Source organism: Acinetobacter sp. ANC_7682, assembly GCF_056779795.1.
On the sequence record NZ_JBWYIQ010000008.1, the window covers coordinates 59,027 to 72,013 of the forward strand.

A 12,987-nucleotide genomic window follows, 5' to 3' on the forward strand; every position below is an offset into this window, starting at 1 on the left:
TTTTTTAAGGGCGTATTTAATTCAAAAATTAGGTATCTAAATTTACGTTTTGTCTTCGGTCAATATATTCAACATAACCTCGCCCCTTACGTTCAGTTCCATTCAGCAAACCACTCCACTGATAAGAACTCACATAACCTGCGGCTAAACCATAACAATATTCCGTATCTGCCACCGCAAGAATATCTAACACTTTCTCACCTTGATGATGCGCAATCCATCTAAAAGACTGAGGCACCTCCATTTCAAAACCGTCAGGTGTTATTTTCGGATCAGGCTTTAATGCAATCACTTGAAAAGCAACCTCACCATCATATTGAATAGAAGTACCATCAATATGGCGATAAGACACGGCGGTATAAGTAGGTTCACCTGCAAAACCGATATACGCCAAGACCAATTGTGACTCATCATCTATGTTGATGACTTGATAACTAAAACTATCTAAAGGCACCAATCCTGTGGTCGGTTTAATGGGACTCGGCAACATTGAGCTTGAGACTGCTTTCCAATGTTCTAGTGTACATAGTCCTTTAACTTCAACACGTTTTCCATGTTGGGTGAAATGACCTTCATATTGCATCAATACACTAAAGTGCTGATATAACATGCTATGTGCAAACCACGTAATGGCATGCGTTGGGGTTAACCAAAGATCAACTTGCAGATCATCACGTTCAGATACTAGATGATAACTCCCTTCAATTTCAGCAAGGAAAGATTCTCGACCAAACTCAACCTTAAATGGCTTTTGATGAAATACAATTTCGTCTTGAATATTATAAATGCGGAAGGCTTCTTCATCTGTCGATAAGGCTGTTCCATGGACCAAAGTAGCGGTATTTTCAGGACTAAAACCAGAAATCGACTTGGGTAAATGCGTTATCTTCGCACCGACATCACCAATGACAGAAGCATAGGACAGATATCGAAAAGGCTCAGGCAAATCTGGAATCATAATTCCATAATGCGTACTCGCGAATTGACGATGAAAAACATGCGCGTCTAAATTATATTCGCGCGGTAAAAGTGCTTGTTCTTCTGGCTCTACTGCACCCAAAAGGTTTTTGGCCATTTGACCCAATTGATAGTAGAACTTTTGTTGTAGACTTTTATTTTTTGAATGGCTACTGAGGAGAGAATACATAACAAACTCACAAACAATGAGAGATGCTTACACCCTAAACAACCTCTCCTCAGTTCTTTATAGCTGATCAGGACTGGCAAATGTGAATTCAGGTCAGATCATAAAAATTGTTAGACAAGATTAAAAGTGTGATCTACTTCACACCAAAAATCAACTTCAATCCGAGCACAGACATCACAATGCCCGCACCACGATCAAATACTTTCTTAAATTTTAAATATACCGCACGCGGCTTTTCCGCTGATAATGCAACCGCCACCAACGAGCACCAACCAGCATCGATAAAAAAGCACAGCATTGGTAACACAAAGTAAAAATATAACGGAATCTCTTTGGGTAATAAAGCTGTGAAAATACTGGCAAGTACAATCGCAATTTTAGGATTCGACAATTGAGTAATTAAGCCTGTGGTAAATGCACGTCGTAAACTCATCGGATGAGATGCAGAATGATCAGCTTCGATTGGATCTTTGGCATGTTTAATAATTTTATAAGCCAAAAACAATAAATATAATCCACCGCAGATTTTCAAAGCCAAATATGCTGAAGGCACTGCAAGTAAGAATGCCTGTAAACCTAATACTGCCAATAAACCAAAAATTGCAGCACCGAGACCAGTTCCCAGTGCAGTAAATAAACCATGTTTACGCGAAATAGCGATTGAATTTTTAGCGACATAGATTGAAGTCGGCCCCGGACTCATTGCGCCCAGTAAAAGTGCTGCTGCAATCGAACCTAAAATCCAAATTGATTCCACATTAATTCCATAGTAGATGATTGATTTATAGCGTTATTCTACTTGGAAGCCTTATGAATATTTCCCTAATTATTTGAGTGATTTTTTTAAATATTAAAATTATTCACTATTTATTTCGTAATTTTTAGCGAATTAATTTACTGTATAAATTAAATACAATTGATTTTATAAAAAATATCCAAGTCATGCTAATCATCATCTGACAGTGCTTCATTATATGCAGTTTCATGTGGAGACAGACGATAGTCCCTTTCCTGTACAGGTACGCCAGCAATAACCATAATTCGAGCTTCTGTTTTGGGTTTGTTTAGAAAATCCTGCTCACAGCCTAAGGCCGTTAAAACGAACAAACCCAATAATAAAATGGATAGAGATTGCTTCATGCCACCCTCCCAAAATTCCGTTTTCTTTCAGATTAGCACTTCTGATTATTTTTTAAACATATTTTTTCACTGTTTTTCAATTTCTCCGAGTAAGAGCTAAGATTCGAAATCCGCTATACTCTTAAAAAACCAAATGCTCGCACTATGTTTGATACGATTGCCCAACAGGTTCAAGATCAGGAAATTTCTTTAAATGGTTTAAACATCACAGTTCGCCGTTTAGACCAAATTCATCCACATATCTCTGGAAATAAGTTTTATAAACTGAAATACAATTTTATTGAGGCAAAACGTCAAGGCTTTCAAAATGTAATGACCTTTGGTGGGGCTTATTCAAATCATATTGCCGCCACAGCGTTTGCTGCACATCAATTTGGCTTTCAGTCTATTGGGATCATTCGTGGTGAAGAACTCAAAAACTCAGCACGCAATCACACCCTCGCCACCGCAGAACGTTTTGGTATGGCGCTGCATTTTATCTCACGAGAAGCATATCGACACAAAAATGATCCTGAGTTTTTAGCTCACTTAGCGCAACGCTTTCCTGAAAGTTATTTAATTCCAGAAGGTGGCACCAACTCGCTTGCCATTCAGGGCACTCAAGAAATTTTAAAAGATGCTGATCAGACCTTTGACTTCATTTGTTGTGCTGTCGGAACAGGCGGTACGATTTCAGGATTGATTGAGCGCAGTTTAAACCGTCAAAGAATTATTGGATTTTCTGCATTAAAAGGCAATTTTCTGAATGATGAAGTAAAACTACTGACGGGTAAAAACAACTGGCATATCACTGATGATTATTGCTTCGGAGGCTATGCCAAAACCCGACCTGAACTGATTCAATTTATTAAAAAGTTTGAATATGAATACCGTATTCCACTTGAACAAGTCTATACCGGAAAAATGATGTTTGGTCTTCATGATCTTATAGGACAAAACTATTTCCCAAATGGCGCTAAAGTTTTAGTCATTCATTCGGGCGGGCTTCAAGGTCGAACGATTTAGTTGATCTTGCTTTTGCTTCTGTTCGCTTGAATTAATCCGATAATGCTCAGTTCATCGTAATTTACCGTTATAATTGCGCTGTTTCGTTTTTTGATTATTTTCATGTCTTCCAAGCAATACGATGTTTTAGTAATAGGTGCGGGTGCATCTGGTTTAATGACCGCATATATGGCTGCTCAACGTGGGCGTCGTGTCGTGGTGGTTGAAAAAGCCAATAAAGTGGGGAAAAAAATTCTCATGTCAGGTGGCGGTAAATGTAACTTTACCAATCTGTATGTTGAGCCTGACAACTATATTTCTCATAACCCGCATTTTGTTATCTCAGCACTCACCCGTTATACCAATTGGGATTTCATTGGCTTGGTCTGCGAATATGGCATTGAATACGAAGAACGTAAACACGGTCAGCTCTTTACCCTTAACGGCGCGAAAGAAATCTTGGCCATGTTACTTGCTGAGTGTGACAAAACTGGTCTAGTCGACATCAAAACCAGTTGCGAGGTGAAAGCCGTCAACGCCCTTGAGGAGCACGGTTTTCAGGTGGCAACCAATTTAGGTTTTTTTGAAGTTGAATCTGTCGTGGTCGCATCTGGTGGTCTCTCAATTCCGACGCTTGGTGGCTCAGGCATTGGCTATGAGATTGCTAAACAATTCGGACACTATGTTTATCCAACTCGCGCAGGTTTAGTACCTTTTACTTTTTCTGACGGCTTCAAAGAAGTGACGACACGACTCAGTGGAAATGCTGTTGAAGCGATATTAAGCAATCATCTCAATAGCTTTACTGAAGCACTCTTGTTTACGCACCGTGGTTTAAGTGGTCCAAGTTCTTTACAGCTCTCAAACTATTGGGATGTCGGTCAAAGTTTTAAAGTCGACTTTTTACCAAGTATCGATCTCTTGAATTTTTTTAAAACTAAAAAACAAAATCAACCTAAAGTGTTACTTCGCACCTTACTCGCTGAACACTTACCGAAGAGTGTCGTAGTTGAATTGCAACAGTTGATTTGGATGGATCAAGCTGAAATATCAATTGGGAATATCAGTGATGAGAAGCTAGAGGCGATTGCCCAGCGCCTTCATGCATTTGAAGTTAAACCTTCTGGGACTGAAGGTTACCGTACGGCTGAGGTGACTTTAGGTGGAGTTGATACCACTGAAGTTTCCTCAAAAACAATGGAAAGTAAAAAGCAAAAAGGACTTTTCTTCGTCGGTGAAATACTCGATGTAACTGGCCATTTAGGTGGATTTAACTTTCAATGGGCTTGGTCATCTGCACATGCCGCATCTGAGTATGTCTAATTAACAACGAGTATTGCTCATTTTACAATTAAAGGGGCATCCTTTGCCCTCTTTGAATATCGTCTCTATTGATCAATCGAATCCTACATTATTCATTTATCTTTTCTAAATGCAGCAATTTATGAGGGTCTTTGGGCGTTGGTATCAGTTGAATCAATCATTTGTGTGGTTGGATCTGTTACTGCATCATCAATAGATGGTGTATTGAGTTTGTTGTTTTCAGTAGCTTTTGAATTTGCAAAAACAAAGCGGTAAGCGCTTGCTAAAAAACCCACGGTGATACCCGCAATCACTATTGGGGCAAATAATTTATTAAATTTCTTACTCATAATTTTTACTCTTATTCATGAGGATCAGCCAAACCATGCTGACTGATCCCGACACAAATTTACATGTTATTTAGGGTCATTTTTTGGCGGTGTATTTTGAACTGACTCTCCTGTAGACCCATAAGGATTATTCAATGGTTGAGTTGGTGCCTCTATATCAATTTGCGTGGGTGGAATATCTTCATCTTGGTATTCTTCCGCGACAGTTGAAGCATCCATTTGCTCAGTAAGCGGTGGCGTGACTTCCTCAGGCTGATTTGGTCTTGGCTTATTCGCGTCAGATTTCGCTTTATCGATTAAGTCAGTCAACAATCGCTCTGCAGGTTGACGACCACCTAGACCAAATGCAAGCGCAAAAGCGACAGCAACCGCTCCCAGTGTTAATCCAAAGGCCAAGTTTACGATTGAGTCAGCGATTCCCATTGCACGCAAGCCCATTGCCACGACTAAACCAATGATCAGTACTCGGACAAGATTCGCTAACCAATGTGCGCTATTGGTCTCACCACGTTTCACCACATTGGCAACTAGATTTGCTAGCCAGAAACCAATGACGAGGATAACTGCACCTAAAAGTACATTCGCTCCGAAGTAAATGAACATCGCAATCAAATCACTAATTTGATCGAAGCCCAAACGATTTGCAGCTTCAGACACCGCAAAGAGCATGGTGAAGAATACAATCAAATGACCGACAACTTTTGATATTTTGGTTTGACCCAAAAAGCGTTGCATATCGAGCTTTTGAGGAATGTTATCAACACCTGTCCCAGCGATCACTTCAACCACAAGATTAGATACGAAACGTGAGACCACATAAGCAATGATCAGGATTAAACCTGCTGCAATGATATGCGGAATTGCATTCATGATTTCATACAACATTGCTGTTGCTGGTTGTGAAATCGCATCTACACCCAAAGCCTCAAACGCAATAATCAGTGAAGTAATGATTACTAAGGCGAATACAAATGATCCTAATAGCTTAGGCAGATTGGAATTTTTAAAAACTCCGATTTTTTCAGCTTGCTGTTGGACATTCAAACTTGAAAGTAGCCCTTCGACAATACCGCGTACAATTTTTGCCAAAATGTAACCAACAAATAAAATCACCCCTGCCATAAAGATATTCGGCAAGTATGCAACGGCTTCAGTCACCATATTCTGAACTGGATATAACAAACCATTTAAGCCCAGAATAGACAGCACGATCGGTAAGAACAGCAATAAAATGAGCCAGTAAACAATTTCACTGATATTTTGGCTAAATGAGCTCACACCGACATCTTGACTGAGTTTTTCATCCAGTTGCGTACGACTGAGTAGTCGAGTTAATCCAACTTTGACCAAATTGGCTACGATCCATCCAATAAAACCAACTGCTACAGCAGCCAATAATTGTGGGATAAATAGTAAGAATTGTTGAACCATATTACTAAACGGACCACTCACACTGGTCAGATTTAAAACGTTGAGTGAACCGATAACAGCAATAATGAGGATAAGCCAGAAAACGACTCTGGAGATGATATTTTCTATATTTGAGCGATGTCCTGTCGCGCTACTCAATTTTTGATTGGTATTTAATTTTGCAAGTACCTTCTTAACCCCTGCGGCAACGATTAAAGCGATGATCCATCCTATGAGTAAAATGGCCACTGCAGCAATAATTGGTTGGAATTGCTCCCAATAATACATTGCATCAAAGCCCCCAGTTCGAGTGAAGCCGTTATATTCATCATTCATTGGTACGCCTCTTCTTATGTTAAGTGTTCTGAATTACGATTGATTTAATTCTTTCCCTAGATCATTTTTCGATCGCGTCATCACACCATAAATTTCGAATATTTTTTAATCAACTCAAAGCATCATAAATACAACACATTGTTGCAAATCAAGAAAAAACCCAGCCGAAGCTGGGTTTAAACGTGAAAAGTGTAGTGGTTTATTGATCGTTTGCGACCGCAGTAACGGTATTATCCACTGCTGAATCCGTTGCCGTTGCTGTATCTGCATTATCTTGAGTTGCAGGAATAGTCGTATCAGCAGGAATTTGACCTGGTGTTGGTTCACGATCAGCGAGCATATAGAAAATGAAGGCTGCTAAAAAAATACCAACGATAATCAGAATATACACTGGGATCTTACTTTTCTTCTTTTGATCATTATGGGTCGGATGATTGGATTGATCTACCATGATGCCCCTCTTATGTATTTTGATGATTTTTTATACTAGCAATCTATCATGTTGTTTTGTGTGAAAAAACATTATCAATTCGTACCGATCAAAGCACATGAGCTGTGATGCAAAATAGAGTATAATATGCACCCTCCTCATTTTTATTGTCGATCTGTATGACCTATCGCCGACAAAGTGTCTCTTTAGATTTAGACACAGATGTCACTCATGCCTGTTCTTTGCATCATACCCGTGATGGGCATTTGATTGGAATTATTGAGTTTACGAAACCAAGCTATGTGCTGAAGTGGGGTGACTTAGAGTATTTCCGCCGTCGCACTGAAGAATTTTCGGTGATGCCCTTTCCTGAATGTGTCAACGGCATGATCATCGACATTCGTAACATCGCTTGCTTCTTAGATAATGAAGTGCCCATTATTCCTTGGCGTTTACTCGAGGAAGAATGCCCAATTCGTTTAGTGGTTCCACACGATCGTTTGGAACATTACGCAGGTTTATTTGAACCGACTTGGCTCACGAGTGATGTCGATACTGCGATTCAAGAGATTCGTCAATTTATGGATATGTTTGTCCATTAAGTATGTTGCATAGTATTCCTATGTAATTTAGAAAAAAACCTCCGAGATGGAGGTTTTTTGTGCCGTAATTCTCCTCGTAGGATAGGGTGATTAGGACTTACCAATAGTTCTCTACTGCAATATTTCCTTCACCACGGCGATTCATGGTCAGGCCACGGGCTTTCAGTGCCTCTTTTGTATCTTCAACCATTTGGGGATTCCCGCACAACATGATATGTGACGTTTGCGGATTAAAATCGAGACCAACGGTTTTCTCTAACGCTCTATTTTCGATTAATACTGGCAATCGATCATGCAATGGCGCATTTGGATCACGTGTAATAATTGGTACAAATTTAAATCCTGTATGACCTTCACCAAAGGTATCCGCGACTTCTTGAATTCGGTCTACGTAAGCCAATTCACTTGCTGTTCTCACACTGTAAACCAAATGAATATTTTTATATTTTTGCCATACTTCAAAGTCTTGCAACATAGAAATAAATGGTGCGAGCCCCGTGCCTGTCGCCAATAACCACAGGTCATTTGGCATAGGTAATTGGTAACGTGCTAAGGTCAAAAATCCATAAGGAATCTTTTCCAAATAAAGTTCATCGCCGACTTTGAGATGTTGTAAATTTGATGTAAAAGCACCATCTGGTACAACAATTGAAAAGAATTCTAAGGTTTCATCAAAAGGCGATGAAACGACAGAATACGCACGTACCACCAAATCATCGCCAACTTTCAAACCAATACGCGCGAACTGCCCTGCGGTAAATTTAAAATGTGCGGGACGCGTCATGGTAAAGCTAAATAAAGTGTTGGTCCAACGATGTACAGAAAGGACTTTTTCTACGCTAAATTTTTCAATTGACATAATTTCTACGTGGCATGACAGACTGCGCTCATGGTAGCATGACAATATAATTTATTAATATTTTTTCACATTAAGGCTTCATTCATGCGCATGACATTACGCCAACTGGCTGTTTTCGTAGCTGTCGCTCAAGAGGGTACGGTAACTAAAGCAAGTGATGCTGTACGACTCACACAAAGTGCTGCAAGTATGGCGTTAGCAGATCTTGAAGATGGTCTCGGTGCACCATTATTTGATCGCTTAGGAAAACGACTTCAACTGAATGACTTGGGTCGTTTTTTACTCCCACAGGCGCTTGAAATTTTAGGTCGATGTGAATCATTTGAACAAGCGGCAAAAGGCGAGCTTCAAAGTATTGATCTTCGTATTGGGGCGACTTTGACCATTAGTGATTATTTGATGCCTGATTTAATGGCTGATTTTCTTCAATTACAACCACAAGCACATTTGCAACTTCAAGTGGGCAATACGCGTCAAATGATTGAAGCTGTTAATCAGTTCCAACTTGATTTAGCCCTTATTGAAGGTTCATGTCACTTACCTCAATTACAATCGATCCACTGGCGTGATGATGAGCTTGCTGTGTGTTGCTCACCAGATCATCCCTTGGCGAAATTAGACCGCCCTCTGACCATTGAAGACTTTAAACAGGCTGAATGGATTTTACGTGAAGAAGGTTCAGGGACTCGTGAAGTCTTTGACAACGCGATCCTGCAAGACTTACCGAATGCCAATATTCGTTTAACTTTGGGTCATAATGAAGCTATTTTGAAAATTGTTGCTGGTGGTTTAGGCATGTCATGTATTTCAAAATTAGCTATTGAACCATTAAGAGAAAAACAGCAACTGGTGATTTTAGAAACGCCGTTCTGGCAACTCACACGTCCTTTATTTATGTTAGTACACCGTCAAAAATATCAAGGACCTGGTTTAAAAGCCTTTATGAAATTCTGTGATGCTTAATAAAAAAAGCTCCTCATAGGAGCTTTTTTTTATTTCTCAGCTTCTTTCTTTTGTTCTTTAATAATGTGTTCTTGTTCTACCGCATAAATTTTTGCTTTTGCATCTTGCTCTTCTCTGTATTGCTCATATTTTTGAAATCCCCAAACACCCAGATTAATGAACACTAAAATAGGGACAATACTTGCAAATATCCATGGATTAAATTGCTTGTTTGGATCTTTTATCTTCTTGGCTTTTTTCTTGGATTTTTTATCAGTTCCGAATTCATCAACACGCGAACTCGTAATGAATTTTTGCGCATTAAATTTTAATTGAAAATGCGTTTTAACATCAGGGACTTCCTTACGTACAACTTTTGGTGGACGCCCTTTTGCATGGGTTGGCTCGGGTAAATGATCATCTACGTTCTCTTCAGGCGCACTCTCATTCAAAGGTTGAACTTGCGTTAGTGGTACAACAGCTGACTCATATAAGACTGGCACACGGCGACTTGGCTTTGATTCGAGCATTTCTTTAATTTGCTCTTCCTCAAGAGGTTCACCTAAGGAAATTTTAGTTGCTGGATCTGAAACTTGATCTGCAAGATGTTCAGTGCTAGAACCATCTAGCACGATTGATTCTTTGCTCAGCGTATTGAAATTTAGTTCAAAATCTTGAATTTGTGTTGGTGAGTCTAGCGTACTTTCCTGATCTGCAAGACGCTTTTCGATCAGCTCATCTAGCTCTTGTTCAAACTTCTGAGACTCACCTTCTAAATCTTCGTGCGCACGATAAAAAAGTTGATTCAAGGGTTGTTCGACGCGTGCATGTTTATTGTCTAACCGCACGATAAATTTTGCATGACGTTGGTCGTCTTTATCGACCACGATACATTTCACACGCTCACCAATTTGAGGCGCGATACTGGAATTTGCCATGTCATTCAATACGAAATGTACATCAAAATCATGATCATTGATTTTGATAATTCCTGCTTTCAATGCAGGGTCGTACGAATGTAAAACACCCCTGTAAAACATGTTATTTCCCCAGCATAAAAAAGATTGATTCTTAGTAATTAGTTTTTTTAAATTTATCGATGAATCAAAATCTTAATAAAAAAGGAGGCCTTAGCCTCCTCTATAATTTAATCAAATTTTAATCTTTTTGTACAGAACCAAAAATTTTATCGCCAGCATCTCCAAGACCTGGAACGATATAACCATTCTCATTTAAACCGTTATCCACAGCTGCGGTAAAAATGACAACATCAGGGTGTGCTTCTTCCACACGTTTAATGCCTTCTGGTGCTGCAACCAAAACCATCACTCGGATATCCTTACAACCACTCGCTTTAAGCACATCAATAGCAGCAACCAATGATGAACCAGTCGCAAGCATTGGATCAATAATCATCGCTATACGGTTTTGTACGTCAGGTACCAATTTCTTATAGTAAGTACGTGCTTCTAATGTTTCCTCATCACGCTCTAGACCAAGAACAGAAACTTTTGCACTAGGAATAAGATTTAAGAAACCATCAAGCATACCAATGCCAGCACGTAAAATTGGTACAACAGTAATTTTTTTACCTGCAATACGCTGTGTTGTCACCGGGCCATTCCAGCCATTAATTTCGTGATCTACAACAGGTAAATCTTTGGTTGCTTCGTAAGTCAGTAACATTGTGACTTCTTGCGCTAACTCACGGAAGTTCTTCGTGCTGATATCTGCACGGCGTAATAAACCTAATTTATGACGAATGAGCGGATGACGAATTTCTTGGATTGGCACGGGAGAACACCTGAAGCATAAATGTAAATTCTGTCTATTATAAATGTTTTTAATATAAGAAATAAGAAAAGCCCTCAATGAATGAGGGCTTTTTTTGTTAACAACAATAGTTTTTTTAGATTAATCGATCAACTATTGAAGAACGATATGTAATGGCGCGATCAATTGTGCTTGATTTGCCATCGCAATGACTGGATCTGGATATACACCGATTACAAGCACTGCAAGCGCAGCAAGCAATACCATAATACCACCCACTTTTTGACCCCAATGTTTATCAGCATCAATACGTGGAGTGTCTGGTGGCGTCATATACATGACGATCATGACACGTAGGTAATAGTATAGACCAATACCAGAACCCACAATGATCATCGCAGCGAAGAACCAATGTGCTTCAGACACAACTGTCATGATCAGCATGAATTTACCGATGAAGCCTGCAGTTAACGGAATACCTGCAAGGGATAACATCATCACAGTCAGTGTTGCCGTCAATACTGGACGACGCCAGAATAGACCACGGTAGTCTGCAAGTGATTCTGCTTCGTCATTGTTGTTGTATGGGCTAGACATCAACGCTACAGCACCAAATGCACCAATCGTCGTTAATACATACGTTAATACATATAAACTTACTGACGTTAAGCTTAAGAAAGATGTCGTAACAACAGCAAGGAATAAGTAACCAAAATGCGCAATTGACGAGTATGCCAAAATACGTTTTAAGTTCACTTGTTTCACTGCAAGCATATTACCAATCAAGATTGATAACACTGCAATGACGATCAAAATCGTTTTGATCGATTCGATACCAATTACACCTGAAGACAGTAAGTAACGTACGAATAAACCAATCATTGCAACTTTAGCTACAGTAGCAAGGAATGTTGCAATTGGTGCTGGAGCACCTGCATACACATCTGGCGTCCATTTATGGAATGGCGCTAAAGACAATTTAAATGCAACAGCTGCGATGATTAAACCAAGACCTAAGATTCCAAATACAGTGGTAAGTTTCTCACCAAATTGAGGAATATAAGCTTGCAGCGCCATCATCAATTGAGGATCTTGAGACTTAGTTAACTCCCAGAACATATCATCCACTTGACCCGCAAATGATAATGAACCTAGAACTGAGTAAACATAAGCCATACCCATCAACAACATTGCAGAAGCAGTTGCTGAAAGTACAAGATATTTAATACCCGCTTCGAGTGACTTACCGCGTTGGTAGGTATAAGCAATCAGACCGTACACTGGAATCGACATTAACTCTAAGCTAATGAAGAATGATGCAAAGTGTGAACTTGTTACCATTAACATTGCCCCTGAAACAGAGATCAACATTAATAGATAAAGTTCTTCACGATTATCTTTATAGGTTTCGATATATGCATGTGACAGTGTGCAACAAGCCAATGCAGCAATCAAAATAATCACTTGATAGAACAGACCAAAAGCATCAACCATAAATAGGTTCATGACATTTGGTGAGATCTGAGAACCTGTAAACAACGTGAATAGAATATTCAACAATGCAAGGTTAAGACCGATAACAGATACTGTCGCAATCAAATTATGATTACGTTTGATTGCAGTCAAAATCATTACGATGATTGCTGTTAAAGCAACAATCATCACAGGAGCTAATGGCATTAGCTCAGAAAATGATAGTGTGAAGTTCATGA

General features: G+C 39.4%; 14 protein-coding genes. 4 read left to right on the forward strand and 10 right to left on the reverse strand.

Annotated elements, in window-relative coordinates; all coding sequences use genetic code 11:
- Window positions 1–28: 28 nt before the first annotated feature.
- The 3 genes from AC1M9D_RS04965 to AC1M9D_RS04975 all read right to left on the reverse strand — a co-directional run bounded on the left by AC1M9D_RS04965 (window position 29) and on the right by AC1M9D_RS04975 (window position 2,287).
- Complete coding sequence (locus AC1M9D_RS04965) at window positions 29–1,147, reverse strand: DUF6670 family protein (protein WP_481611624.1); 1,119 nt, start codon at window positions 1,145–1,147, stop codon at window positions 29–31.
- Between the two features lie 133 nt (window positions 1,148–1,280).
- The gene (locus tag AC1M9D_RS04970) at window positions 1,281–1,904 is read right to left on the reverse strand and encodes a LysE family translocator (protein ID WP_180028051.1); all 624 of its coding nucleotides are present in this window, start codon (window positions 1,902–1,904) and stop codon (window positions 1,281–1,283) included.
- A 188-nt stretch (window positions 1,905–2,092) separates the two neighbouring features.
- Window positions 2,093–2,287, reverse strand: coding sequence for an NF038215 family lipoprotein (locus tag AC1M9D_RS04975; protein WP_481611625.1), 195 nt, complete (start codon window positions 2,285–2,287; stop codon window positions 2,093–2,095).
- Window positions 2,288–2,431: 144 nt separating this feature from the next.
- On the opposite strand from AC1M9D_RS04975, the gene AC1M9D_RS04980 reads away from it, so the two are divergent.
- The gene (locus AC1M9D_RS04980; protein WP_481611626.1) at window positions 2,432–3,292 is read left to right on the forward strand and encodes a 1-aminocyclopropane-1-carboxylate deaminase/D-cysteine desulfhydrase; all 861 of its coding nucleotides are present in this window, start codon (window positions 2,432–2,434) and stop codon (window positions 3,290–3,292) included.
- Window positions 3,293–3,394: 102 nt separating this feature from the next.
- On the forward strand, window positions 3,395–4,594 hold the full coding sequence (locus AC1M9D_RS04985; RefSeq protein ID WP_481611627.1) for a BaiN/RdsA family NAD(P)/FAD-dependent oxidoreductase: 1,200 nt from the start codon (window positions 3,395–3,397) through the stop codon (window positions 4,592–4,594).
- A 119-nt stretch (window positions 4,595–4,713) separates the two neighbouring features.
- Here AC1M9D_RS04985 and AC1M9D_RS04990 read toward each other — a convergent pair whose 3' ends face one another.
- The 3 genes from AC1M9D_RS04990 to AC1M9D_RS05000 all read right to left on the reverse strand — a co-directional run bounded on the left by AC1M9D_RS04990 (window position 4,714) and on the right by AC1M9D_RS05000 (window position 7,120).
- Window positions 4,714–4,923 carry a hypothetical protein gene (locus tag AC1M9D_RS04990; RefSeq protein WP_481611628.1) on the reverse strand — a complete coding sequence of 70 codons (210 nt, stop codon included), beginning with the start codon at window positions 4,921–4,923 and terminating at the stop codon, window positions 4,714–4,716.
- A gap of 66 nt (window positions 4,924–4,989) precedes the next feature.
- Window positions 4,990–6,669 (reverse strand): mechanosensitive ion channel, encoded by a 1,680-nt coding sequence (locus AC1M9D_RS04995; RefSeq protein ID WP_481611629.1) that lies wholly within the window; start codon window positions 6,667–6,669, stop codon window positions 4,990–4,992.
- 199 nt (window positions 6,670–6,868) lie between these two features.
- A complete protein-coding gene (locus AC1M9D_RS05000; protein WP_035267289.1) occupies window positions 6,869–7,120 on the reverse strand; it encodes a hypothetical protein in 252 nt (83 codons plus the stop codon).
- 158 nt (window positions 7,121–7,278) lie between these two features.
- Here AC1M9D_RS05000 and AC1M9D_RS05005 point away from each other — a divergent pair, with 158 nt between their 5' ends.
- Window positions 7,279–7,701 carry a hypothetical protein gene (locus tag AC1M9D_RS05005; RefSeq protein WP_035267287.1) on the forward strand — a complete coding sequence of 141 codons (423 nt, stop codon included), beginning with the start codon at window positions 7,279–7,281 and terminating at the stop codon, window positions 7,699–7,701.
- 97 nt (window positions 7,702–7,798) lie between these two features.
- Here the strand turns inward: AC1M9D_RS05005 and AC1M9D_RS05010 are convergent, their stop codons facing one another.
- Window positions 7,799–8,560: a ferredoxin--NADP reductase gene (locus tag AC1M9D_RS05010; RefSeq protein WP_481596342.1), complete on the reverse strand. Its 762-nt coding sequence runs from the start codon at window positions 8,558–8,560 to the stop codon at window positions 7,799–7,801.
- Between the two features lie 84 nt (window positions 8,561–8,644).
- Here AC1M9D_RS05010 and gigC point away from each other — a divergent pair, with 84 nt between their 5' ends.
- A complete protein-coding gene (gene gigC, locus AC1M9D_RS05015) occupies window positions 8,645–9,523 on the forward strand; it encodes a LysR family transcriptional regulator GigC (protein ID WP_481587293.1) in 879 nt (292 codons plus the stop codon).
- 29 nt (window positions 9,524–9,552) lie between these two features.
- On the opposite strand, the gene AC1M9D_RS05020 is transcribed toward gigC, so the two are convergent.
- From AC1M9D_RS05020 to nuoN, 3 genes are all read right to left on the reverse strand, one after another.
- Entirely contained in the window at window positions 9,553–10,542 is a 990-nt protein-coding gene (locus AC1M9D_RS05020; protein ID WP_481611630.1) for a hypothetical protein, read from the reverse strand.
- Window positions 10,543–10,660: 118 nt separating this feature from the next.
- Complete coding sequence (gene upp, locus AC1M9D_RS05025) at window positions 10,661–11,296, reverse strand: uracil phosphoribosyltransferase (RefSeq protein ID WP_035267277.1); 636 nt, start codon at window positions 11,294–11,296, stop codon at window positions 10,661–10,663.
- Window positions 11,297–11,428: 132 nt separating this feature from the next.
- A complete protein-coding gene (gene nuoN / locus AC1M9D_RS05030) occupies window positions 11,429–12,985 on the reverse strand; it encodes an NADH-quinone oxidoreductase subunit NuoN (RefSeq protein ID WP_481611631.1) in 1,557 nt (518 codons plus the stop codon).
- Window positions 12,986–12,987 lie beyond the last annotated feature (2 nt).

What these genes read in the sequence shown, in the direction of transcription:
- AC1M9D_RS05010 (WP_481596342.1), bottom strand. Translation starts at nt 8,560, where the DNA reads ATGTCAATTGAAAAATTTAGCGTAGAAAAAGTCCTTTCTGTACATCGT.
- AC1M9D_RS04990 (WP_481611628.1), bottom strand. Translation starts at nt 4,923, where the DNA reads ATGAGTAAGAAATTTAATAAATTATTTGCCCCAATAGTGATTGCGGGT.
- gigC (WP_481587293.1), top strand. Translation starts at nt 8,645, where the DNA reads ATGCGCATGACATTACGCCAACTGGCTGTTTTCGTAGCTGTCGCTCAA.
- AC1M9D_RS05005 (WP_035267287.1), top strand. Translation starts at nt 7,279, where the DNA reads ATGACCTATCGCCGACAAAGTGTCTCTTTAGATTTAGACACAGATGTC.
- AC1M9D_RS04995 (WP_481611629.1), bottom strand. Translation starts at nt 6,669, where the DNA reads ATGAATGATGAATATAACGGCTTCACTCGAACTGGGGGCTTTGATGCA.
- AC1M9D_RS05000 (WP_035267289.1), bottom strand. Translation starts at nt 7,120, where the DNA reads ATGGTAGATCAATCCAATCATCCGACCCATAATGATCAAAAGAAGAAA.
- AC1M9D_RS04965 (WP_481611624.1), bottom strand. Translation starts at nt 1,147, where the DNA reads ATGTATTCTCTCCTCAGTAGCCATTCAAAAAATAAAAGTCTACAACAA.
- AC1M9D_RS04980 (WP_481611626.1), top strand. Translation starts at nt 2,432, where the DNA reads ATGTTTGATACGATTGCCCAACAGGTTCAAGATCAGGAAATTTCTTTA.
- nuoN (WP_481611631.1), bottom strand. Translation starts at nt 12,985, where the DNA reads ATGAACTTCACACTATCATTTTCTGAGCTAATGCCATTAGCTCCTGTG.
- AC1M9D_RS05020 (WP_481611630.1), bottom strand. Translation starts at nt 10,542, where the DNA reads ATGTTTTACAGGGGTGTTTTACATTCGTACGACCCTGCATTGAAAGCA.
- AC1M9D_RS04975 (WP_481611625.1), bottom strand. Translation starts at nt 2,287, where the DNA reads ATGAAGCAATCTCTATCCATTTTATTATTGGGTTTGTTCGTTTTAACG.
- AC1M9D_RS04985 (WP_481611627.1), top strand. Translation starts at nt 3,395, where the DNA reads ATGTCTTCCAAGCAATACGATGTTTTAGTAATAGGTGCGGGTGCATCT.